This is a genomic window from Bacillus halotolerans, from assembly GCF_001517105.1.
Classification (GTDB): Bacteria; Bacillota; Bacilli; order Bacillales; family Bacillaceae; genus Bacillus; species Bacillus halotolerans.
This window is the reverse complement of record NZ_LPVF01000009.1, coordinates 449,216-472,616: the sequence shown is the minus strand read 5'-3', so window position 1 is coordinate 472,616 and position 23,401 is coordinate 449,216. Positions and strand designations below refer to the sequence as shown.

The following is a 23,401-nucleotide window of genomic DNA, read 5'->3' as shown; positions in this document are numbered from 1 at the left end:
TCTGTATGAAGCCATGTGTTTTAACACATTCTATACTCACAAGGAGGTGAGACACATGGCACAAAACAGTCAAAACGGTAACAGCAGTAACCAACTTCTAGTACCAGGAGCTGCTCAAGCGATCGACCAAATGAAATTGGAAATCGCTTCTGAATTCGGTGTAAACCTTGGAGCAGAAACAACTTCTCGCGCTAACGGTTCTGTTGGAGGAGAGATCACAAAACGTCTTGTATCTTTTGCTCAACAAAACATGGGCGGAGGACAATTCTAATTTACAATTTCACATAATGGCTTTGGAGTGGGGGAATCCCCACTCCTTTTCATTTTTTACATATAAAAAAGGACCAGCGGCCTATAAAATCTATGTTTACAGAGGTTGTTTTTAGGCATATCCTTACGGAAAGAGCCTGTATTTATGTATAATGGGTGGAGAAAGTGAGGAGTTGTTCGTGTTGAAACGAGAAGATTTAATCGCCCCTATGCAATATAATTTAGTGAATGAAATGGAAAAGTTCAGTGCCGCTGGACAAAAAACCGCTCTTCTATGGGAGGATGAGTCGGGCAAACAAGAATCGTGGTCGTATGAAAAGCTGATGGAAGAAACAAATAAAATCGGAGCCGTCTTAGCTGATCTTGGATTTAAAAAGGGAGACAAGCTGATTGTAATGGTTCCGCGGGTGCTTGAAGCCTATGCCGTTTATTTGGCTATCCTGAAATCTGGAATGGTCGTCATTCCGTGCTCTGAAATGCTTCGCGCGAAGGATCTTGAATACCGAATTGAACATGCAGAGGTAAAAGGCGCCATCGTCTATTCCGAATTTATCGGCGCTTTCCGTGATGTCAGTACGGCTGACAAACTGATTACACTGTCTATTGGTGATAATGATGCCGGCTGGAAAAATCTCTTATCAATTGAAGCGGACGGAAGCCAATTTAAAACAGCTGACACAACAAGAGATGATATGGCTTTCTTATCTTATACTTCCGGGACAACAGGTCAGCCGAAAGGTGTTGTACATACACATGGATGGGCATTTGCTCATTTAAAAACGTCTGCCGGCGCTTGGCTTGATATTTCTGAAAAGGATATCGTCTGGGCAACTGCTGCCCCTGGCTGGCAAAAGTGGGTATGGAGTCCGTTTTTAGCGGTGCTTGGGAGCGGAGCAACGGGTTTTGTGTACCACGGCAGATTCAAAGCAGAAAAATATCTAGAGCTTTTAAATCATTACAAAATCAATGTTTTCTGCTGTACGCCGACGGAATACCGCTTAATGGCGAAGGTCGAAGGCTTGGACCGCTTTGATCTTTCTGCACTTCACAGCGCTGTTTCTGCAGGCGAGCCGCTCAACCGTGAAGTCATTGATGTTTTCCAAAAGCACTTCGGCATTAAGGTACGGGACGGATACGGCCAAACAGAAAGCACGCTCTTAGTCGGTGTTTTGAAAGATACGGCTATTAAACCGGGAAGCATGGGAAAACCAACACCGGGAAATCAGGTAGAGATCATCAATGAAGACGGTGAAATCTGCAAAACTGGTGAGGTTGGCGATATCGCTGTTCACCTCAGCACCCCGGCGCTCTTTAAAGAATATTTTAAAGATCCGGAAAGAATGAAAACACAAATTCGCGGCGATTATTTCCTGACAGGAGACAGAGCAAGAAAAGATGAGGATGGTTACTTCTGGTTTGAAAGCCGAAATGACGATATCATTATCAGCTCCGGCTACACGATCGGGCCATTCGAAGTGGAAGACGCGCTCGTGAAGCACCCTGAAGTCAAAGAATGTGCTGTTGTCGCAAGCCCGGATGAAATAAGAGGTTCCATCGTTAAAGCATACGTTGTCCTGCAAGATCACGAAAAACGCAGTGATGAGCTTGTCAAAGTTCTGCAAAATCATGTGAAGACCATTACGGCTCCATACAAATATCCAAGAGAGATTGAATTTGTCGAAAGCCTGCCGAAAACGGCTTCTGCAAAAATCAGACGAGTGGAATTAAGAAAACGTGAAGAACAGCTCAAAGCCAATAAAAAGGCGTAAAGAAAGAGAGTGAACGTGAATGAAGGCGATATGGCACGGCGGTTTCATTTATACGATGCTCGAAGAAGGCCGCCAAACGGAGGCTGTTTATGTTGAGGATGGTGTCATAAAAGGCACCGGCAGCTATGAGAGTCTGAAGAAGAAATACAGTTCACCGGAAACTAAAGACATCAGTTTGAACGGAGCAGTCATGTTTCCAGGATTTGTGGACAGCCATTTGCATCTGATCGGGCACGGAGAAAAACAGCTCCAGCTTGATCTGTCTTCGTTTACATCTAAAGAAGCTGTGCTGCAGGCTGCGAAGGCAAGAGAAGAAAGCCTGTCTGAAGACGATTGGCTCATTGGAGAGGGCTGGAATGAAAATCAATTCGAGAAGCCGGCTTATTTGACGAAGCATGACCTTGATCCTTTATTCCCGGACAGGCCCGTCCTGCTCAAACGGGTATGCAGGCATGCAATAGCGGTCAATTCTGCGGCGCTGCAAGCCGCAGGAATTTCAAAAGCCACTCCTGATCCCGATGGCGGAGTCATTGGCAGAGATGCAGACGGCGAGCCGACGGGGCTTCTGTTTGATAAGGCGCAGGATCTGGTCCTTCAAGCCGTTCCGCCTGTATCTCAGCACTATGTTGATCAGGCGCTTACAGCGGCCATTCAGGATTGCTGGACAAAAGGCCTGACAGGCGGCCATTCGGAAGATTTGTCTTATTACGGCGATGTGTCCGTTCCGATGAAAGCTTATGAGACGGCTGCGGCAAGCGGAAAGTATCCGTTTCGCTGTCATTTGCTCGTTCATCATGAAGCGGTTGATCGGTGGGAGAAAATGAAGAAGCCGTCTGGTCCGTACGTTGAATTCGGTGCGATGAAACTATTTTCTGATGGAGCGCTTGGCGGGAGAACAGCTTTGTTAAAAGAACCGTATCATGACGATCCTTCCACAAACGGTGTTCAAGTCCATGATGATGAAACACTGAGCGGCCTCGTTCAAAAAGCGAGAGAGAAAGGAATGGAGGTTGCCGTCCATGCCATCGGCGACCTTGCCTTTGAAAAAGTGCTGCAGGCTGTCGAGCAGCATCCGCCAAAAAGCGGCCGACATGATCGTCTGATCCATGCTCAGGTGCTGAATGAAGAGCTGATTGAAAAAGCAGCACGCATGCCGATTGCTCTTGATCTTCAGCCTCATTTTGTCGCCAGTGATTTTCCTTGGGTGATTGACCGTCTTGGAGAAGACCGTATGAAAACAGCTTTTGCTTGGAAAACACTGATCTCTAAAGGCATTTTATGTGCAGGGGGTTCTGATGCTCCGATTGAGCCTGTTGAGCCGCTTCTCGGCATTCAGTCTGCGGTGCTTCGGACAAGCAGCCGCGAACAGAACGGTCCGAGCTATAACGAAAGCGAGTGTTTAACAGTATATGAAGCTATCAGGCTTTATACAGCAGGAAGTGCAGAGATCATTTACAAAGAGCAGACACGGGGAAAAATAGCTGAAGGGTATGACGCGGATTTTACCGTTCTCAGTGAAGATCCGTTTACAATTGACCCGAAACAGCTTCATCTTTTAAAGATAGAAAAAACCGTTATCAACGGTCAGATTGTATATGAGAATCAACAATAAATAAGGACAGGCGAATAGCCTGTCTTTTTCTTTTTCTATAAAAATGTCCGTTTTACTTTTTCCCAAAATGAATTGTCCTTTAGTTTCACAGTTTTTATTTTTTTATCAGACAGCTTGATTTCAATCGTTTTCACGTTTCTTGTGCTCAGTGCTTCATTGTCCAAACCGATAATCGGGTGTTCATTTCCGGCTTGCACCACACGAAGCGTCAGCTTTCGTTCAGAGCTGAGGACAAACGGAGAGCCTAGAGTGCGGTAGGTATTATTGTTAAGCGAAGCAAGCTCCGTCACCTGCATGCAGGGAAGCAGCGGATCAACGACAGCTCCGGCCACAGACTTATTATAAGCTGTGCTGCCTGTAGGCGTGGAAATAATCATCCCGTCTCCTCTGAACGTTTCGAAGTGCAGATCGTCAATCAGCACATCCATCACAAAGGTTTTAATTATGCTCGAACGAATGGAAACTTCGTTTAAACAATGAAAAGGACTGGTCTGATCCACTGTCACTTCAATCAGCGGATATTTTCTGACCTCAATTTGTTCAAACGTCATCGCATCCACCATTTTTTCATGCTCATCACTATTAAAATCACAGTATAAATGAGCTTTCCCCTTTTTGGTGATGCCGACGTATAAGCAGTCGTCACGGAAATTCGTCTTTCTGACCGCCTGCAAAAATGTACCGTCTCCGCCTACACTGGCAATAATATTGGCGTCAGAAGGCTGATTGACAACAGTAAATCCGTTCTCTTCAGCCAATTGTGTCAAGGAGCTGACTTGTTTGTTTGTTTCCTGGTCCTGTTTGTGAAAAAAATAAACATTACGGCGATGATCGGTCATATCCCATTTCCCCTTTGCTGTCATATTTAAGTTTTTCTGCCATCCAGTATTTGTGATAAAATACCTTTGGTCATAAGTGTACCACGTTTGCCGGCAGCCCGTTAAGCCGGAGCTTTCTCATCAATGAAACATTTTTTCATTTGAATCGTATAATGAGAGAGTTTGGGAAAAAGGAGGAGAAAAAATGAATGCAAAAAGATGGATCGCATTAGTGATCGCCCTTGGAATTTTTGGCGTGTCCATCATCGTCAGTATCTCAATGAGTTTCTTTGAAAGTGTCAAGGGTGCTCAAACAGACCTTACGTCACTGACAGATGAATCCCAGGAAGTGACGCTTGAAAACGGAAGCCTTTCCAGCAAAATCGCCGTTTTGGAGGTCAGCGGCACTATTCAGGATAATGGTGATTCAAGCAGTCTGCTCGGTTCAGACGGATATAACCACCGAACATTCTTAAAAAATCTTGAGCAGGCAAAAGAGGATGATGCGGTTAAAGGGATCGTACTCAAGGTAAACTCTCCGGGAGGCGGAGTGTATGAAAGTGCCGAAATACATAAAAAACTGGAAGAAGTAAAAAAAGAAACAAAAAACCAATCTATGTGTCAATGGGATCGATGGCAGCTTCCGGAGGTTATTATATCTCAACAGCTGCCGATAAAATTTTTGCGACACCGGAAACCCTGACAGGATCTCTTGGGGTTATCATGGAGAGCGTGAATTACTCAAAGCTGGCTGATAAGCTCGGCATCTCTTTTGAGACCATTAAAAGCGGGACTCACAAGGATATTATGTCTCCTTCCCGTGAGATGACAAAAGAAGAAAAAAATATTATGCAATCTATGGTTGATAACTCCTATGAAGGCTTTGTCGATGTCATTTCAGAAGGCCGCGGCATATCGAAAGCGGAAGTAAAGAAAATCGCGGACGGACGCGTGTATGACGGGCGGCAGGCGAAAAAACTGAATCTTGTGGATGAACTCGGATTTTATGATGATACAATTGCGGCCATGAAAAAAGATCATAAAAACTTGAAAAACGCTTCTGTCGTCTCTTACGAGGAAAGCTTCGGATTAGGCTCTCTGTTTACCATGGGAGCGAACAAAATGTTTAAAAGTGAAATTGATTTTCTGAATATGAGAGAAGTTCTTTCACAATCCGGTTCGCCGAGAATGATGTATCTCTATGCGAAGTAGGAGGGGTCAATAATGGATGCGACATATGAAGAGTTAGAGCGCAGCGACATCGCAGGCCCGGATCAAGCGGAACAGCTCACACACGCATATGCGGGCTTTTGGGTCCGTTTTTGGGCTTTCCTGCTTGATTGGCTCGTTGTGTGGGGGTTAAACCATTTAATCGTTTCTCCCATCTTTACTTTACTGGATCTGCCGAAAACATCCGGCATGTTCACCATCTCAGCGTACAGCATCACAACGCTTTTCGTTTATCTGGCGTATTTTGCGCTGATGACCAAATACTTCAGGCAAACGCTTGGAAAAATGGTGTTCGGCCTCAAAGTAATTTCTGTCAAGCAGGGCCATAAGCTGACATGGAGCACTGTGATTTTCCGTGAAGTGGTCGGGCGGTATATTGATAAGATTTGGATTTTATATATCGTCATCGCTTTTTCTCCTAAAAAACAGGGGATTCATGATTACATTGCTGATACAACTGTGGTGCACGAAAAATTATATCGTAAATAACAAATAAACCCGGACCCCGTCCGGGTTTATTTTTTGCTGAATGGGCGATAATGCTTCCTAGAGGAAGTGAAGAATATGGTATATGTGCTGTCAGCCATTCTTATTCTTATAGGTATCGTGCTGCTTCTCAGAATGAAAATTCATGTTGCCGCGGAGTATCTTCATGCTGAGGATAATGACAAAATAACTTTGAAAATTACAATGCTGTTTGGCCTGGTTCGGATTAAAAAAACAATTCCGGCGATTAAGGTGAACAAAGATGACGGAACAGTCAATATCAGACAGAACACAAAATCGAAAGTGAAAAAAAGCAGCAGCAAGAAAAAAATTACGTTTGATGATGTGCAGCAAAGCATCAATAAAATTGAAATGCTTCTGCATCATGTCACTAAGTTAAGGAAAATCAGCGCCTCTTTTATGGCGCATTTGCATATCACAAAACTCGAATGGATCACAGTTGTCGGGATTCATGACGCAGCGGTGACAGGTGTGTTAACGGGTGCCGTATGGGGAGTCAAAGGCGCTATCGCAGCTATGCTTCATGACCATTTAGACTTTGTGAACAAGCCTGTTTATGAAGTGATTCCATCGTTTCAAGTCCCTGTTTCCAAGACCCATTTTCAGTGTATATTCTTTTTTCGCTTTGGACATGCTATGCTTGCAGCTTTCAAATTCGTCAAATACGGACGGGAGCTTTCTGTATTAAAGAAGAATCCGTCAGCTCGAATGACTTCAAAGAATGATTCATCAGTTTAAGGAGGAAGCGTATATGGCAGACCATCCCATCCAAGGTTTAATGAAAACCGCAATGGAAAACTTGAAGGAAATGATTGATGTTAACACAATCATCGGGGATCCGGTTGAAACACCGGATGGAAGCGTGATTTTAACCGTTTCTAAAGTCGGATTCGGATTCGCTGCAGGCGGCAGCGAGTTTGGCGGCAAGCCGGCTGAGAAAAAATCGGAAGACGATGAAACAAGAGAACAAAAACTGCCCTTCGGAGGCGGAAGCGGAGGCGGTGTGTCCATTACGCCGATCGCGTTTTTAATTGTCGGTTCGACTGGCATCAGAATGCTTCATTTAGATGAAAATACTCATTTGATTGAGAAAATTCTAGACGCAGCCCCTCAAACACTGGAACGCATACAGCAAATGTTTAAGAAAAATAACAAGAATCAAAACCAAGGCCAAAATCAAAACCAAAACCAAATGAACAATATGAATTATTAAAGAAGGGTTAACTGCGGCGGCCGCAGTTAACTTTTTTTTGGCATAAACTTTGCAGTTTGCAAGAAACTTTACTATGATAGAGACATACATACGAAAGGGAGGAATTATAATGGCTGAAATTACATTCAAAGGCGGTCCGGTTACGCTTGTCGGACAAGAAGTGAAAGTAGGGGATCAAGCTCCTGATTTCACAGTGCTGACAAACAGCCTTGAAGAAAAATCGTTAGCTGACATGAAAGGAAAAGTAACGATTATTTCTGTTATCCCTTCAATTGACACAGGCGTTTGCGATGCACAAACCCGCCGCTTTAACGAAGAGGCTGCAAAGCTTGGAGATGTCAACATTTACACAATCAGTGCGGACCTTCCATTTGCACAGGCGCGCTGGTGCGGAGCAAACGGAATTGACAAAGTGGAAACTCTGTCAGACCACAAAGACATGTCATTTGGCGAAGCGTTCGGTGTATACATAAAAGAACTTCGTCTGCTTGCGCGTTCCGTATTTGTGCTTGATGAGAACGGAAAAGTCGTTTACGCTGAATATGTAAGCGAAGCAACGAACCACCCGAATTATGAAGAGCCGATTGAGGCTGCCAAGGCATTATTGAAGTAAGCAGGTGAAAAAAGCTCCAGGCTGCCGCCGGAGCTTTTTTCATGGCAAGGAGGAACACATTATGCAAAACGATCATGTAGGTGCGGTATACGGGCTGCTGGATGATGCCGCGATCATCATAAAAAATGAATTGCAGATTTCATATATAGAAGCGCTTGCCGAAGCGGGAGAAATGTATTTTCTTGAAAAAACGGATCAGCTGAAGCTGCCGAATGAGAAGGCTGAAAAGCTTCAAGCACTGCTTGAAAAAGCCGAATTTGACACATATGAGCACGAGTGGGTGCGCAAAGCATTCCAGCTTGCCGTCCTAAAGGGATTAAAGGATATATCCCATCCAAACAGACAAATGACGCCGGACACGATCGGGCTTTTTATCAGTTATCTGGTAAATAAGTTTATGGCGGGAAAAAAGGAGTTAACGCTTCTTGATCCGGCTGTCGGAACGGGAAATCTTCTGTTCACCGTGTTAAACCAGCTGTCTGAAAATACGGCGAAAAGCTATGGCATAGAGATAGATGACGTGCTCTTGAAAATCGCCTATGACCAGGCGAACCTTCTGAAAAAAGAGCTGGAACTGTTCCACCAGGACAGCCTCGAGCCGCTGTTTATCGATCCGGTTGACACAGTGATATGCGATCTGCCGGTTGGCTATTATCCGAATGACGAAGGGGCAAAAGCCTTTGAACTGAAAGCGGATGAAGGCCATTCCTTCGCTCATCATTTGTTTATTGAGCAAAGCGTTAAGCATACGAAACCGGGCGGCTACCTGTTCTTTATGATCCCGAATCATTTGTTTGAAAGCTCTCAAAGCGATAAGCTGAAGCAGTTTTTCAAGGACAAGGTTCATATCAATGCATTATTGCAGCTGCCGAAATCAATTTTTAAAGACGAAGCCCATGCCAAAAGTATCCTTGTGCTTCAGAAAACAGATGAAGAGACGAAAGCGCCGAACCAAATTCTGCTTGCGAATCTGCCTTCTTTCTCCAACCAGAAGGCGATGCTCGACATGATGGCGCAAATAGATGCGTGGTTTACTAAGGAAAAATAGAAATGAAAAAACAGTTTGAGCGTCCGTCATATGAGGAAGCTTAAGCTGTTTTTTTGTATGAATATCTGGGGGCAGATAAACGAATTGAATAGGGTTTCAAAACACAAAATACGAAAGGAGAAACTGCAGAATGTAAGCGTTAATCAATGTTAAGCGCATAGGTAATGTGTCTGAAAATAACGACTTCTTTTTGTAAGCGTTATCAATACGTAAGTTGACTTGAAAAGCCGACATGACAATGTTTAAATGGAAAAGTCAGATATTTTTCGGGAGAAAATGATGATTCACCCGGGAAAAAAGTACGAAAAACGAAGATGTTGATACAGAGTAAAAAGGAGCGTCAATCATGTCCAAAATTATTGCAATTAACGCAGGAAGCTCGTCTTTGAAATTTCAGCTTTTCGAAATGCCTTCAGAAACCGTTTTAACGAAGGGCTTAGTTGAACGAATCGGTATCGCCGACAGTGTGTTCACGATTTCTGTAAACGGCGAAAAAAATACAGAAGTAACTGATATACCTGATCATGCGGTAGCGGTTAAAATGCTGCTTAATAAGCTGACAGAATTCGGCATTATCAAGGATTTAAATGAAATTGACGGAATTGGACACCGCGTGGTACACGGCGGAGAAAAATTCAGCGATTCCGTTTTATTAACGGACGAAACAATTCAGGAGATTGAAGATATTTCTGAATTGGCGCCGCTGCACAACCCGGCAAATATCGTCGGAATTAAAGCCTTTAAAGAAGTGCTTCCAAATGTTCCTGCGGTTGCTGTTTTTGATACGGCATTCCACCAGACAATGCCTGAGCAGTCTTACCTGTACAGCCTGCCATACGAATATTATGAAAAATTCGGTATTCGTAAATACGGCTTCCACGGCACTTCACATAAATATGTGACTGAGCGTGCGGCAGAGCTTCTCGGCCGTCCGTTAAAAGATTTACGCCTGATTTCCTGCCACCTTGGCAACGGCGCAAGTATTGCAGCTGTTGAAGGCGGAAAATCAATTGATACATCTATGGGCTTCACGCCGCTTGCCGGTGTTGCAATGGGTACACGCTCTGGAAACATCGACCCTGCCCTGATCCCATACATTATGGAGAAAACAGGCCAGACAGCTGACGAAGTACTGAATACATTAAACAAAAAAAGCGGACTGCTTGGCATCTCCGGTTTCTCAAGCGATCTTCGTGACATCGTTGAAGCAACGAAACAAGGAAATGAGCGCGCGGAAACTGCGCTTGAAGTCTTCGCGAGCCGCATCCACAAATACATCGGTTCTTACGCTGCCAGAATGAGCGGTGTTGATGCGATTATCTTTACTGCCGGTATCGGTGAAAACAGCGTAGAAGTCAGAGAACGCGTTCTTCGCGGTCTGGAATTTATGGGTGTATACTGGGATCCTGCGCTTAATAACGTACGCGGTGAGGAAGCGTTCATCAGCTACCCTCATTCTCCAGTAAAAGTTATGATCATTCCGACTGATGAGGAAGTCATGATTGCACGAGACGTTGTTCGTTTAGCTAAATAATGCAAAAAGCACATTCACTTGAATGTGCTTTTTTGTTGAAGCATCATAAAGGTAGACAAAAATACAAAGAGGTGAGCCAATGAGCGTTCAAGAGCATAAACAAGAAGCACCCGATATTGTCCGGTGCAAAGTGATTACTGTCAGTGATACGAGAACGGAAGAAACGGATAAAAGCGGCAGGCTGATGATCTCATCTTTAGAAGAAGCCGGCCATCAGATTACTGCATATGAAATTGTGAAAGACGAAAAGGATGCCCTGCAGCGGTCTGTCTTAGCGGGATGCATGGATGATCAGACGGACGCGGTCCTCTTAAACGGCGGGACGGGTATTGCAAAGAGGGACGTCACCATTGAAGCCATTTCGCCGTTGTTTTCTAAAGAGCTGCCCGGCTTTGGAGAAATATTCAGGATGCTCAGTTATACAGAAGACATCGGCTCCAGTGCGATCATGTCGAGAGCCGCAGCCGGCGTTATCCAACATACAGCCGTTTTTTCAACGCCAGGCTCCAGCGGTGCGGTAAAGCTGGCGATGAATAAGCTGATTATTCCGGAGATCGCCCATGTGGTCAGAGAAATCAGAAAAGACAAGTAAATGAATAAATACTACGAAACTTCACCCGGAAAAATGGGTGAAGTTTTTTTAATAAAAGGCTTGAAAAAAAGGAACTTACTTGTTAAAGTGTATACATACAAAATGTATTTTTATTAAATATAATTTATTTTTATACAAAAGAAACAGGGTTGAGAGGAGATTTTTATCATGGCAGAACAGAAAAAAGTCGTATTAGCATACTCAGGGGGTCTCGATACTTCCGTCGCGATAAAATGGCTTCAAGAGCAAGGGTATAATGTCATCGCCTGCTGTCTGGATGTCGGCGAAGGCAAGGACTTGGCGTTTGTTCAGCAAAAAGCGCTTGAAGTCGGCGCAACAAATTCTTACGTGATCGATGCAAAAGAAGAATTCGCCCAGGATTACGCGCTGTTATCTTTGCAGGCTCACACGATGTATGAAGGGAAATATCCGCTCGTGTCCGCATTGTCTCGGCCGCTTATTGCAAAAAAATTAGTCGAGATCGCAGAAAAAGAAGAGGCGCAGGCAATTGCGCACGGATGCACAGGGAAAGGAAATGACCAGGTGCGTTTTGAGGTATCAATTAAATCATTGAATCCTGACCTTGAAGTCATCGCTCCGGTTCGGGAATGGCAATGGTCTCGTGAAGAAGAAATTGAATATGCGGCAAGCCGCGGCATTCCGATTCCGATTAATCTTGACAGCCCATATTCCATTGATCAAAACCTTTGGGGACGCGCAAATGAGTGCGGCATTTTAGAAGATCCGTGGGCGGCTCCGCCAGAAGGTGCATACGATTTAACAGCTCCGCTGGAAAAAACGCCGGACACGCCGGAAGTGATTGAAATCGCATTTGAACAAGGCGTACCTGTATCCATCGACGGCGTCTCTTACTCACTTTCTGAATTAATTTTAAAACTGAACGAAATTGCAGGCGCGCATGGTGTCGGACGTATCGACCACGTGGAAAACCGCCTTGTCGGCATTAAATCCCGTGAAGTATACGAATGCCCGGGTGCGATGACGCTTATCAAAGCACACAAAGAACTGGAAGATTTGACATTAGTGAAAGAGGTCGCGCACTTTAAACCGGCCATTGAACAAAAGCTGTCAGAAATCATTTACAACGGCTTATGGTTCTCGCCTTTAAAAGACGCGCTGCACGCTTTCTTAAAAGAAACGCAAAAACACGTTACAGGCATCGTTCGCGTGAAGCTGTTTAAAGGCCATGCGATAGTTGAAGGCCGTAAATCAGAATACTCTCTATATGATGAAAAGCTTGCAACATATACAAAAGACGATGCGTTTGACCACCATGCGGCAATCGGATTTATCGAGCTTTGGGGACTTCCGACAAAAGTGAACAGCATCGTGAAAAAGAAGGAGCAGATTAAAGCATGAAGAAGCTTTGGGGAGGCCGATTCCAAAAAACACCGGAAAAATGGGTCGACGAATTCGGCGCGTCCATATCATTTGACCAACATTTAGTGACTGAAGACATTACAGGGTCTCTCGCACATGCTGCCATGCTGAAAAAATGCGGTATCCTGACAGAAGAAGAAGAGCTGAAAATCCGTGAGGGACTGAATGCCCTTTTGCAAAAAGCAGAAGACGGGACATTAGAGTTCTCAGTTGATTATGAAGATATTCATTTGAACATTGAGAAAATGCTCATTGACGAAATCGGCCCTCTCGGCGGCAAGCTGCATACCGGAAGAAGCCGGAATGACCAGGTGGCAACTGACATGCATTTGTACTTGAAAAACCATGTCACTCACATTATCGAGCTGATAGAGGCATTTCAAGGCGCGCTCATTGATAAGGCAGAAGCAAATGTTGAAACCATTCTGCCGGGCTACACTCATCTTCAGCGCGCCCAGCCGATTTCATTCGCGCACCATCTGCTTGCGTATTTCTGGATGCTGGAGCGCGACAAGGAACGTTTTCAGGATTCAATGAAGCGGATCAACAAATCTCCGCTCGGCTGCGGAGCGCTCGCGGGTACTACCTTCCCGATCGATCGTGAGTATTCAGCAGAGCTGCTCGGATTTGATTCCATTTATGAAAACAGCCTCGACGGCGTCAGCGACAGAGATTTCATTTTGGAATTTTTAAGTAACAGCAGCATGCTGATGATGCACCTTTCCCGTTTCTCTGAAGAAATCATTCTGTGGTGCTCGCAGGAGTTTAAATTCATTGAGCTAGACGATACGTACGCAACGGGAAGCAGCATGATGCCGCAGAAGAAAAACCCGGATATGGCTGAGCTGATCCGCGGCAAAACAGGACGCGTGTACGGTGACATGATGGGGCTGTTTACGATCATGAAAGGCCTTCCGCTCGCTTATAACAAAGACCTGCAGGAAGACAAAGAAGGCATGTTTGACACGGTGAAAACGGTCGAAGGCAGCCTGCAAATCTTCACAGGCATGATTCAAACAATGACTGTTAACAAAGACGTCATGAAGCAAGCGACAAAACAAGACTTTTCAAATGCGACGGAACTGGCTGATTATTTAGCGAAGAAAGGAATGCCATTCAGAGAAGCGCACGAAGTGGTCGGAAAGCTTGTGTACACATGCATCGAAAAAGGAATCTATTTAAGCGACATGCCGTTTGACGATTTTCAGAAGGCGAGCGATCTCTTCGAAGAAGATATTTACACTGTTTTGGATCCTTATCATGCGGTCGAAAAAAGAATGAGCGCAGGAGGCACGGGCTTCAAACAGGTAGAGGAGGCGCTCGTAAAGGCGAAAGCTTGCGTGGCTGCCGGAGTTTGTTAAAATTTCCTTCATAAAATCCCGTCTTTATAGCCAACCTACCTCTATAATGATGGGAGGCAGAAGGATGAAAAAAGAACCGGAACGCTATATTTATGATGAACAAGAAAGCCAGGAGACAACAAGGCTCATTTCCGAAGCATATCAAAGCGGTTATGTGGATATCCCGGATCAAGAGCCTTCATCTTCTGCGGAATAAGCTGTCTATTATAGGCAGCTTTTTTTGTATGGCAAAGTGTAAAAAGTGATATTGACGGCCTTTTATAGTAAAGTAGAAGAAGAAACACTTTATTGAAAAGCGGCAACGTTGCTTTGGGAGGTATTCATGTGCGACATGCTTTAATTACTGCCGGTTCGAAGGGATTAGGCCGCAAAGTGACTGAAACATTGCTTGCAAAGGGGTATTCAGTAACAGTGAATTACAGGCAGGATGAAGAGGCAGTAAACCGCCTGAAGGAAGCCTGTCCTGATTACCTTGACCGGCTGCAATTTGTAAAAGGTGATGTCACTAAAAAAGAAGATTTGTTGCGCATCGCAGACGCTGCCTTGGACCGCTTCGGGAGGATCGACTTTTTGATTAACAACGCGGGGCCATACATATTTGAACGAAAAAAGTTAGCCGATTATACCGATGACGAATGGTACGGTATGCTGGAAGGGAATTTAAGCGCCGTCTTTCACTTATTCAAAGCAGTTATTCCGGTCATGAGGAAACAGCAATTTGGGCGTATCATCACGTACGGATTTCAAGGCGCGGCACACGCACCCGGCTGGCTTCACCGCTCCGCTTTCGGCGCCGCAAAAGTGGGATTGGCTTCTTTAACAAAAACAATCGCGATAGAAGAAGCTGAATCGGGCATAACCGCTAATATGGTTTGCCCGGGCGACATTGTCGGCGACATGAAGGAAGCGTCAATTGAGGAAGCCAGACAGCGTATCGGCAAAGAAAAAACGCCGATAGGAAGATCCGGCACCGGTGAAGATATCGCCAGAATCATTGCCTTTTTGTGCGAAGAGAACTCAGACCTGGTAACAGGAACTGTAATTGAAGCAACCGGGGGCCTCAATGTGATTAACAAGAATCAATCCACATAAGTTTTTCAGCATCTTAAAAAGGGAAAATGAAACATCAAAAACAAAGTGACGAGGTGAAGGAAATGAAAGTAACGTATCACGGACATTCTGTAGTTGCAGTAGAAACGAATGACCACCATATTTTATTTGACCCGTTTTTGACAGGAAATTCGTTAACCGACTTGAAGCCGGAGGATGCAAAAGCGGACGCTATCTTATTGACTCACGGCCACAATGACCACGTGGGTGACACTGAGCAAATCGCAAAGCAAAATAACGCGCTGGTTGTGGCACCGAATGAGCTGGCTGTATATTTGGGATGGAAAGGGTTAAATGTTCACCCTATGCACATCGGCGGCTCCCATCAGTTTGATTTTGGGAAAGTGAAGCTTACACAGGCCTTTCATGGATCTGCCATATCTGACGAAGAAAATAAAACGATCACCTACACGGGCATGCCATCCGGTATTCTGCTGACTGTCGAAGGCAAAACAATCTTCCACGCCGGTGATACGGCTCTTTTCTCTGACATGAAGCTGATCGGGGAGCTGAACCATATTGATCTTGCCTTCCTGCCGATCGGTGACAACTTTACGATGGGGCCTGAAGATGCCAAGCTAGCTGCAGAATGGCTGCGGGCAAAACAAGTCGTTCCAGTTCATTACAATACATTCCCGGTCATCGAGCAAGACCCGGAAGCATTTGCAGACAGCCTGCCGGGCGGAGTCGGAAAAGTCATGGCCGTCGGTGAAACGATTGAGCTTTAAACGCTGAAAGCATCTCCTGAAAATCAGGAGATGCTTTTTATTTTCCTGCCTCATTGCGAATCAATCATCCGAGCCCTTATAATAAAAGCAGAAGACTGTCCCTTAGAGGTGAAAGGTTTGGCAACTAAGCATGAACAAATTTTAACATATATTGATTCGCTGCCTGTCGGTGAAAAAATTTCTGTGCGGAGAATCGCAAAGGAAATGAAAGTAAGTGAAGGCACGGCGTACAGAGCAATCAAGGAAGCAGAGAATAAAGGCTTTGTCAGCACGATTGAACGTGTCGGAACAATCAGAATTGAACAAAAGAAAAAAGAAAATATCGAAAAACTTACCTATGCAGAGGTTGTAAACGTCATAGACGGACAAGTGCTCGGAGGCCGGGCCGGACTCCATAAGACATTAAATAAATTTGTCATAGGTGCAATGGAGCTGGATGCGATGATGCGGTACACGGCAGCCGGGAATCTTTTGATTGTCGGAAATCGAATCAATGCACACAGACAGGCGCTTGAGGCAGGCGCCGCTGTACTTGTAACGGGAGGATTTAACACAGATGACAGCATCGTGCAGCTGGCAGACGAGCTTGAGCTGCCGATTTTATCCACGAGCTATGACACCTTTACAGTCGCCGCTATGATTAACCGGGCGATTTATGACCAGCTGATCAAAAAAGAAATCGTTCTGGTGGAGGACATTTTAACGCCCGCTGACCGTACGATATATCTTTCACCCAAGGATAAACTTGAAAAATGGTACGAGAAAAATTTTGAAACGGGCCATGGGCGTTTCCCGGTTGTCGACGAACAAATGAAAATCCACGGGATCTTGACCTCGAAAGATATCGCAGGTCACGACCGGAATGCACCCATTGAAAAAGTCATGACAAAAAATCCGGTTACGGTTATTGGGAAAACGTCTGTCGCCTCAGCGGCGCAAATGATGGTATGGGAAGGGATCGAAGTGCTTCCCGTCACTGACGGACACCAAAAGCTCATTGGCATGATCAGCCGCCAAGACGTGCTGAAAGCTCTTCAAATGATTCAAAAGCAGCCTCAAGTCGGGGAAAAGCTTGATGATATCGTCTCAAGAGGATTTAAAGATGAGGATGAGGATAAACAGGATCAGACGGTTTATCAGTATGAAGTAACACCGCAAATGACAAATCAGCTGGGGACGATTTCTTATGGCGTGTTTACGACCATTTTGACGCAAGCGGCCAATCGGTTTTTGCGCTCGAAAAAACGCGGCGAACTAGTGATAGAAAGCATCACCATTTTCTTTTTGAAGCCTGTGCAGATGGAGTCGGTCATCGAAGTCAAGCCGCGCATTTTAGAGGCTGGAAGAAAGTTCGGAAAAATGGAAGTAGAAGTGCACAGCCAAGGCCATATCGTGTCTAAAGCAATGCTGATGGTTCAGCTGATGGAAAGAAGCTAAGGGACGTCTCAGGCGCCCCTTACGCGTGGTCTCTTTCAGCTTCTTTGGCGTGAAGGGGATTGTAATGGCTGTAGGCTTTATAACCTGCCCATGCGCTTCCGGCTCCGATGACGATAAAGATGCCGCCGATTACTAGCGTTAATACTGAATGGAATAATATCATTTGATTGAGTCCGTAAAACAGCACCAGCGATCCTAATGCCATGCTAGATTTTGCTGAAAAGATTTCTTTTTCCAAAGATTGCTTTGCCCGTACGCCTTTTACTTTATAGTACACATAAAAGCAGGCTGAAAGCCCAATCAAAAAAACAAGAACCAGCATAAATGAAATCCTCCATCGTAAAAGTTTACAAACCCATTCTATACAAAAACGGGCTTGGTTTTGACGTTATTTTTCTTTTCCGTCGGCAGAGAATGTGATTTAATGAAAAAAACAATAAAGGAGTATCAAATGAAAACAGAATTGATCAGAACCATATCATTATATGACACGATTATCTTACATAGACATGTGCGCCCTGACCCGGATGCCTACGGATCTCAGTGCGGACTTACGGAAATCCTGCGTGAAACGTATCCTGAAAAAAATATTTTTGCGGTCGGCACACCAGAACCGTCCCTTTCTTTCTTATATACCCTCGATGAGGTGGACGATGAAACATATAAAGGCGCCCTTGTGATCGTCTGCGATACGGCAAATCAGGAAAGAATCGACGATCAGCGTTATTTATCAGGCGCCAAACTAATGAAAATCGACCACCATCCGAACGAAGATCCTTACGGCGATCTTCTGTGGGTCGATACGAATGCAAGCTCAGTAAGTGAAATGATTTACGAGCTGTATTTAGAAGGGAAAGAGCACGGCTGGAAGCTGAATACAAAAGCCGCAAAGCTGATCTATGCCGGCATTGTCAGTGATACCGGACGCTTCTTATTTCCGAATACAACGGAAAAAACATTAAAATATGCAGGCGAGCTTATTAAGTATCCGTTCTCTTCTTCAGAGCTGTTTAATCAATTGTATGAAACAAAACTGAATGTGGTGAAGCTTAACGGCTATATCTTTCAAAATGTGTCTTTGTCTGAAAATGGCGCTGCTTCTGTTTTCATCAAAAAGGATACTCTTGAAAGGTTCGGCACAACGGCTTCTGAAGCGTCGCAGCTTGTCGGGACGCTTGGAAATATCTCAGGTATTCGTGCATGGGTGTTTTTCATAGAAGAAGACGATCAAATCAGAGTCAGATTCCGTTCAAAGGGGCCTGTTATTAACGGACTCGCCCGGAAATATAACGGCGGAGGGCATCCTCTGGCTTCAGGCGCCTCCATTTACAGCTGGGATAAAGCGGAACAGATTTTAGCTGATCTGGAGACGTTATGTAAAGAACACGAGTAGAGGGGAGACCCTCTCTCTTAGTGTTCATCTGTGACGGGGATGAACCAGCAGCCGAACTCAGTAAGGTCCTCGTAGACTTGGAGATTGTGAGATTGAAGTTCTTTTTTGATGAGGGAAGCGAGTGAGTTTGTTTCGGCATATGCAGAAAAACCTTGTCTGAGTCGGGCTGCTTGATCTTTTGCTAATTGACGGTCACTGTAAACCTCCATTTCCCTTCCTCCTCCTTTCGCTATTAAGCCTCATTTATAGTTTATAAAAAAGAATGGGAAAAAGCGACAGGAGTTTGAAAAATTTAAAAAAATTCCATATTTACGTCGCGAATGATATTTCGATTTCTACCGAAAGCCTTGTGTAAATAATTAATTCCTTGACGGCTGCCTCATATTTTTTTTCATTGATCGTATAGACTTTATTTTCAATTGTCCGTTTTAAAAGCTCCTTCGTTTTATAGACGCTTTCTATATCCTTTGTAATGACCTCTGAAATATCATCCTTCACATGCTCCTCGAATTTTGTTTTATCAGGCTGCGAAATTTTATATTTTTCTCCATTCAGCAATTTGACATCGACGCTTTGAATAAGCAGTTTTCTTTTATTGTCTTCATTTAATTTGTGGAGGTCTTCCTGATAGATGGAAATTTGGTCGTTCAAGTCTTTGACGTGCTCTTTTTGTTTTTCGATGAGGGAAACCTGCTCCTCCTGGAATGTTCCGTATGTAAACAGGAAAAAAAACCAGCTGATCACGGCTCCGCACATCATACCAGCAAAAAAACGCTGCCATCCCGGTTTCTTGTAATGCTGCGGCACTCTCATGAAGAAATATGCTCCTGCGTCAGCCATGAAATAATAAGCCAGCCGCTTTGCGCACCGCCCATGGCCGAGATAATGAGAAGAATCTGCTTGAATAAATCTCTCGTATTGCCTTCAAGAATACCCCGTTCAAAGCTGTATACCGCATCGAATGTACCGCCGATAGCGGCGACCAGCGCCCATATTTTTAATCTGTTCGCAAGCTTTGTAATGACCGTAAGCGGGGCTTCGCCTGCCAAATATGCTCCAAGGCCTCCGATGAGTGCGCCTCCAATCAGCACCCCTAATGCAATAAAATAACTGTTGATAAAATTTACCATAAAACCAGCTTCCTGATCCATCTTGATCACCTCACCTTTTATATCATATTGAGCATTCGGGACAAGTATGATGACGACTCGAAAAAGAACATTTGTTTCTTTTGAAAACCCGACTTATAATGAAGAAAGAAATGGATCGTAATGGAGAAAGAGGTGATAGCATGTCTTTTGTTCACCTGCAAGTGCATAGCGGGTACAGCCTGCTAAACAGCGCCGCGGCTGTGGAAGAGCTCGTCAGTGAAGCTGACAGGCTCGGATATGCGTCTTTGGCGCTGACAGATGATCATGTCATGTACGGAGCTATTCAATTTTATAAAGCATGCAAGGCGAGGGGGATCAACCCGATTATCGGCTTGACGGCTTCTGTTTTCACAGATGATGACGAGCTCGAAGCCTACCCGCTCGTCCTGCTGGCAAAATCAAATACAGGCTATCAAAACCTGCTGAAAATCAGCAGCGTCCTGCAATCGAAATCAAAAAACGGCCTGAAGCCAAAATGGCTTAACAGCTATCGCGAAGGCATTATTGCGATCACTCCCGGCGAGAAGGGCTATATTGAAATGCTGCTTGAAGGAGGGCTGTTTGACCAGGCCGCTCAAGCCGCACTTCATTTTCAGTCTATATTCGGAAAAGGTGCTTTTTATTTATCCTTTCAGCCGTTTAAAGAAAATAAATTCTTATCTGAGCAAATCCTCCGGCTGTCTGAAGAAACGGGAATTCCGGTCACGGCGACAGGCGATGTTCATTATATAAGGAAAGAAGATCAGGCTGCCTATCGCTGTTTGAAAGCGATAAAGTCAGGTGAAAAACTCACTGAGGCATCAAACGAAGAGATGCCGGATCTCGACTTGAAATCCATTGATGAAATGCGTGTTATATACCAAGAGCATCGTGAGGCATTGCAAGCATCTGTTGAGATTGCAGAACAATGCCGGGTTGACGTCAGTCTGGGACAGACCCGCCTGCCATCATTTCCGACTCCAGACGGTACATCCGCGGATGATTATTTGACGGATGTTTGTATGACAGGGCTTCGCAGCCGCTTCGATACACCAGATGAACAGTATATTCGACGTCTTCAATATGAACTTGATGTCATCAAGCGGATGAAGTTCAGCGATTATTTTCTGATCGTATGGGATTTTATGAAACACGCCCATGAAAAAGGGATTGTGACAGGACCGGGAAGGGGTTCTGCGGCGGGATCGCTCGTGGCTTATGTCCTCTATATCACGGACGTTGATCCGATCAGGCATCACCTGCTGTTTGAGAGGTTTTTAAACCCGGAACGGATCAGTATGCCGGATATTGATATCGACTTTCCGGATACGAGAAGGGACGAGGTCATTCAATACGTTCAGCAGAAATACGGCGAAATGCATGTCGCGCAGATTATTACCTTCGGGACGCTGGCGGCAAAAGCGGCGCTTCGGGACGTCGGAAGGGTATTCGGTGTAAGCCCGAAGGAAGCGGATCAGCTTGCGAAGCTCATTCCTTCAAGGCCGGGCATGACCTTGGATGAGGCGAGAAAACAATCGTCGGAGCTGAATAAGCGACTCAGTGAGTCAAGTCTGCTTCAGCAAGTATTTACGATTGCCAGAAAAATAGAAGGTCTTCCGAGACATACGTCAACCCACGCGGCCGGCGTTGTCTTAAGTGAGGAACCGTTAACTGATGTTGTCCCGCTTCAGGAAGGACATGAAGGGATCTATTTAACGCAATACGCGATGGATCACCTCGAAGATCTGGGCCTTTTGAAAATGGATTTCTTGGGCTTGCGCAACCTGACACTCATCGAGTCGATCACTTCAATGATTGAAAAAGAAAAAAATATTAAAATAGATCTTTCGAGTATTTCCTATCAAGACGAAAAAACATTCTCTCTGCTGTCAAAAGGGGATACGACAGGGATTTTCCAGCTTGAATCCTCAGGGATGAGAAGCGTTTTGAAAAGGCTTAAGCCTTCAGGATTAGAAGATATTGTCGCGGTAAACGCACTGTACCGGCCCGGTCCGATGGAAAATATTCCGTTATTTATTGACCGTAAACACGGGCGCGTGCCGGTTCATTATCCTCACGAAGATTTAAGAGGGATATTGGAAGATACGTATGGCGTCATCGTTTATCAGGAGCAAATTATGGTGATTGCATCGCGTATGGCAGGATTTTCTTTAGGTGAGGCGGACCTGCTCAGACGTGCAGTCAGCAAAAAAAAGAAAGATATTCTTGACCGAGAGCGAAGCCATTTTGTTGAAGGGTGCTTAAAAAAGGAGTATTCTGTAGACACTGCAAATGAAGTCTACGATTTAATCGTCAAATTCGCAAACTATGGCTTCAACAGAAGCCATGCGGTGGCATACAGCATGATCGGCTGCCAGCTTGCGTATTTGAAGGCTCATTATCCTTTATATTTTATGTGCGGATTGCTTACAAGCGTCATTGGCAATGAGGATAAAATAGCTCAATATCTTTACGAAGCGAAGGGGAGCGGGATTCGTATCCTTCCTCCGTCAGTGAACAAAAGCAGCTATCCGTTTACAGTTGAAGACGGAGCTGTCAGGTACAGCCTCCGTGCGATAAAAAGTGTAGGCGTCTCAGCAGTCAAAGATATATATAAAGCAAGAAAAGAGAAACCATTTGAAGATCTTTTCGATTTCTGCTTTCGTGTGCCGTCAAAAAGCGTAAATCGCAAAACGCTTGAAGCACTCATATTTTCTGGTGCAATGGACGAATTCGATCAAAACCGGGCTACGCTGCTTGCATCGATTGACGTTGCGTTAGAGCATGCCGAGCTATTCGCCGCGGACGATGACCAAATGGGATTGTTTATAGATGAATCGTTTTCCATTAAACCGAAGTACGTGGAAACCGAGGAGCTTCCGCTTGTGGATATTCTTGCATTTGAAAAAGAAACGCTCGGTATTTATTTTTCAAATCATCCGCTCTCTGCCTTTCGAAACCAGCTGACAGCGCGCGGAGCGGTATCCATTCAGCAGGCTCAGCAGGCTGTTAAAAAGCAGGTTTCACTCGGTGTCCTGCTGTCGAAAATCAAAACGATTCGGACAAAAACAGGTCAAAACATGGCGTTTTTAACGTTAAGTGATGAGACCGGCGAAATGGAAGCCGTTGTGTTCCCTGAACAATTCAGACAGCTTTCCCCGGTTTTAAGAGAGGGCGCTCTATTGTTCTCAGCAGGGAAATGTGAAATCAGGCAGGAAAAAGTCCAGTTTATTATGTCCAGAGCGGAATTGCTGGAAAATATGAATGCTGAAAAAGCGCCATCGGTTTATATGAAGATAGAAAGCAGTCAGCACAGTCAGGAGATCCTGACAAAGATCAAGCGCATTTTGCTGGAGCATAAGGGGGAAACCGGCGTTTATCTCTATTATGAAAGGCAAAAACAGACGATAAAGCTTCCTGAGGCGTTCCATATCGATGCGGATCACCAGGTGTTATACCGCTTAAAAGAGCTGTTAGGTCAAAAAAACGTCGTTTTAAAACAGTGGTAACCATTGGCTTTTTGTTATACAATTGGAGCAATTATGTTACTCTGTTTAAATATTCTGATAGATAAACTCCGCAGAATGCAGCAATCAATGCAGCAGCATACGAATCAAAAAATTCCATTAAGGAGT

General features: G+C 44.7%; 23 protein-coding genes and 1 pseudogene. 19 read left to right on the top strand and 5 right to left on the bottom strand.

What is annotated here, in order from left to right; genetic code table 11:
- Positions 1-55 precede the first annotated feature (55 nt).
- From AU387_RS10040 to AU387_RS10030, 3 genes are all read left to right on the top strand, one after another.
- Positions 56-271 (top strand): alpha/beta-type small acid-soluble spore protein, encoded by a 216-nt coding sequence (locus AU387_RS10040; protein ID WP_010335306.1) that lies wholly within the window; start codon positions 56-58, stop codon positions 269-271.
- A 178-nt stretch (positions 272-449) separates the two neighbouring features.
- On the top strand, positions 450-2,039 hold the full coding sequence (gene mbcS / locus AU387_RS10035; protein ID WP_059335588.1) for an acyl-CoA synthetase MbcS: 1,590 nt from the start codon (positions 450-452) through the stop codon (positions 2,037-2,039).
- Between the two features lie 19 nt (positions 2,040-2,058).
- On the top strand, positions 2,059-3,651 hold the full coding sequence (locus tag AU387_RS10030; RefSeq protein ID WP_059335587.1) for an amidohydrolase: 1,593 nt from the start codon (positions 2,059-2,061) through the stop codon (positions 3,649-3,651).
- A 35-nt stretch (positions 3,652-3,686) separates the two neighbouring features.
- Here the strand turns inward: AU387_RS10030 and AU387_RS10025 are convergent, their stop codons facing one another.
- A complete protein-coding gene (locus tag AU387_RS10025) occupies positions 3,687-4,490 on the bottom strand; it encodes an NAD kinase (protein ID WP_024122495.1) in 804 nt (267 codons plus the stop codon).
- Positions 4,491-4,674: 184 nt separating this feature from the next.
- On the opposite strand from AU387_RS10025, the pseudogene sppA reads away from it, so the two are divergent.
- The 14 genes and pseudogenes from sppA (at position 4,675) to AU387_RS09960 (ending at position 17,243) form a co-directional block, all read left to right on the top strand.
- A pseudogene (sppA, locus tag AU387_RS10020) lies at positions 4,675-5,681 on the top strand (signal peptide peptidase SppA).
- Positions 5,682-5,693: 12 nt separating this feature from the next.
- Positions 5,694-6,188 (top strand): RDD family protein, encoded by a 495-nt coding sequence (locus tag AU387_RS10015; RefSeq protein ID WP_044153850.1) that lies wholly within the window; start codon positions 5,694-5,696, stop codon positions 6,186-6,188.
- A 75-nt stretch (positions 6,189-6,263) separates the two neighbouring features.
- Positions 6,264-6,944 (top strand): DUF2953 domain-containing protein, encoded by a 681-nt coding sequence (locus tag AU387_RS10010; protein WP_059335586.1) that lies wholly within the window; start codon positions 6,264-6,266, stop codon positions 6,942-6,944.
- A 13-nt stretch (positions 6,945-6,957) separates the two neighbouring features.
- Positions 6,958-7,419, top strand: a complete 462-nt coding sequence (gene ytfJ / locus AU387_RS10005; RefSeq protein ID WP_044153853.1) for a GerW family sporulation protein — start codon at positions 6,958-6,960, stop codon at positions 7,417-7,419.
- Positions 7,420-7,528: 109 nt separating this feature from the next.
- Positions 7,529-8,032: a thiol peroxidase gene (tpx, locus tag AU387_RS10000; RefSeq protein ID WP_024122490.1), complete on the top strand. Its 504-nt coding sequence runs from the start codon at positions 7,529-7,531 to the stop codon at positions 8,030-8,032.
- 61 nt (positions 8,033-8,093) lie between these two features.
- Positions 8,094-9,080 (top strand): class I SAM-dependent methyltransferase, encoded by a 987-nt coding sequence (locus AU387_RS09995; protein ID WP_044153854.1) that lies wholly within the window; start codon positions 8,094-8,096, stop codon positions 9,078-9,080.
- A gap of 346 nt (positions 9,081-9,426) precedes the next feature.
- Complete coding sequence (locus AU387_RS09990; protein WP_024122488.1) at positions 9,427-10,614, top strand: acetate kinase; 1,188 nt, start codon at positions 9,427-9,429, stop codon at positions 10,612-10,614.
- A gap of 79 nt (positions 10,615-10,693) precedes the next feature.
- Positions 10,694-11,206, top strand: a complete 513-nt coding sequence (locus AU387_RS09985) for a MogA/MoaB family molybdenum cofactor biosynthesis protein (protein ID WP_059335585.1) — start codon at positions 10,694-10,696, stop codon at positions 11,204-11,206.
- 168 nt (positions 11,207-11,374) lie between these two features.
- Positions 11,375-12,586 carry an argininosuccinate synthase gene (locus AU387_RS09980; protein WP_024122485.1) on the top strand — a complete coding sequence of 404 codons (1,212 nt, stop codon included), beginning with the start codon at positions 11,375-11,377 and terminating at the stop codon, positions 12,584-12,586.
- Positions 12,583-13,968 carry an argininosuccinate lyase gene (argH, locus tag AU387_RS09975; protein WP_059293426.1) on the top strand — a complete coding sequence of 462 codons (1,386 nt, stop codon included), beginning with the start codon at positions 12,583-12,585 and terminating at the stop codon, positions 13,966-13,968. Before AU387_RS09980 ends, argH begins: the two co-directional genes overlap by 4 nt.
- 64 nt (positions 13,969-14,032) lie before the next feature.
- On the top strand, positions 14,033-14,164 hold the full coding sequence (locus tag AU387_RS22195; RefSeq protein ID WP_010335290.1) for a hypothetical protein: 132 nt from the start codon (positions 14,033-14,035) through the stop codon (positions 14,162-14,164).
- Between the two features lie 128 nt (positions 14,165-14,292).
- Complete coding sequence (locus AU387_RS09970) at positions 14,293-15,060, top strand: SDR family oxidoreductase (RefSeq protein ID WP_059335663.1); 768 nt, start codon at positions 14,293-14,295, stop codon at positions 15,058-15,060.
- Between the two features lie 62 nt (positions 15,061-15,122).
- The gene (locus AU387_RS09965; protein WP_044156693.1) at positions 15,123-15,806 is read left to right on the top strand and encodes a metal-dependent hydrolase; all 684 of its coding nucleotides are present in this window, start codon (positions 15,123-15,125) and stop codon (positions 15,804-15,806) included.
- Between the two features lie 117 nt (positions 15,807-15,923).
- The gene (locus tag AU387_RS09960; protein ID WP_044153858.1) at positions 15,924-17,243 is read left to right on the top strand and encodes a CBS domain-containing protein; all 1,320 of its coding nucleotides are present in this window, start codon (positions 15,924-15,926) and stop codon (positions 17,241-17,243) included.
- Between the two features lie 19 nt (positions 17,244-17,262).
- Here AU387_RS09960 and AU387_RS09955 read toward each other — a convergent pair whose 3' ends face one another.
- On the bottom strand, positions 17,263-17,565 hold the full coding sequence (locus AU387_RS09955) for a YtpI family protein (protein WP_024122467.1): 303 nt from the start codon (positions 17,563-17,565) through the stop codon (positions 17,263-17,265).
- 129 nt (positions 17,566-17,694) lie between these two features.
- Here AU387_RS09955 and nrnA point away from each other — a divergent pair, with 129 nt between their 5' ends.
- On the top strand, positions 17,695-18,636 hold the full coding sequence (nrnA, locus tag AU387_RS09950) for a bifunctional oligoribonuclease/PAP phosphatase NrnA (protein WP_044153859.1): 942 nt from the start codon (positions 17,695-17,697) through the stop codon (positions 18,634-18,636).
- A 17-nt stretch (positions 18,637-18,653) separates the two neighbouring features.
- Here the strand turns inward: nrnA and AU387_RS09945 are convergent, their stop codons facing one another.
- The 3 genes from AU387_RS09945 to ytrH all read right to left on the bottom strand — a co-directional run bounded on the left by AU387_RS09945 (position 18,654) and on the right by ytrH (position 19,787).
- Complete coding sequence (locus AU387_RS09945; protein ID WP_010335284.1) at positions 18,654-18,845, bottom strand: YtzJ family protein; 192 nt, start codon at positions 18,843-18,845, stop codon at positions 18,654-18,656.
- A gap of 100 nt (positions 18,846-18,945) precedes the next feature.
- On the bottom strand, positions 18,946-19,449 hold the full coding sequence (gene ytrI / locus AU387_RS09940) for a sporulation membrane protein YtrI (protein ID WP_024122465.1): 504 nt from the start codon (positions 19,447-19,449) through the stop codon (positions 18,946-18,948).
- Entirely contained in the window at positions 19,446-19,787 is a 342-nt protein-coding gene (gene ytrH / locus AU387_RS09935; protein WP_024122464.1) for a sporulation membrane protein YtrH, read from the bottom strand. Before ytrH ends, ytrI begins: the two co-directional genes overlap by 4 nt.
- 140 nt (positions 19,788-19,927) lie before the next feature.
- Here ytrH and dnaE point away from each other — a divergent pair, with 140 nt between their 5' ends.
- Complete coding sequence (dnaE, locus tag AU387_RS09930) at positions 19,928-23,275, top strand: DNA polymerase III subunit alpha (protein WP_059335584.1); 3,348 nt, start codon at positions 19,928-19,930, stop codon at positions 23,273-23,275.
- The last annotated feature ends 126 nt before the right edge of the window (positions 23,276-23,401 follow it).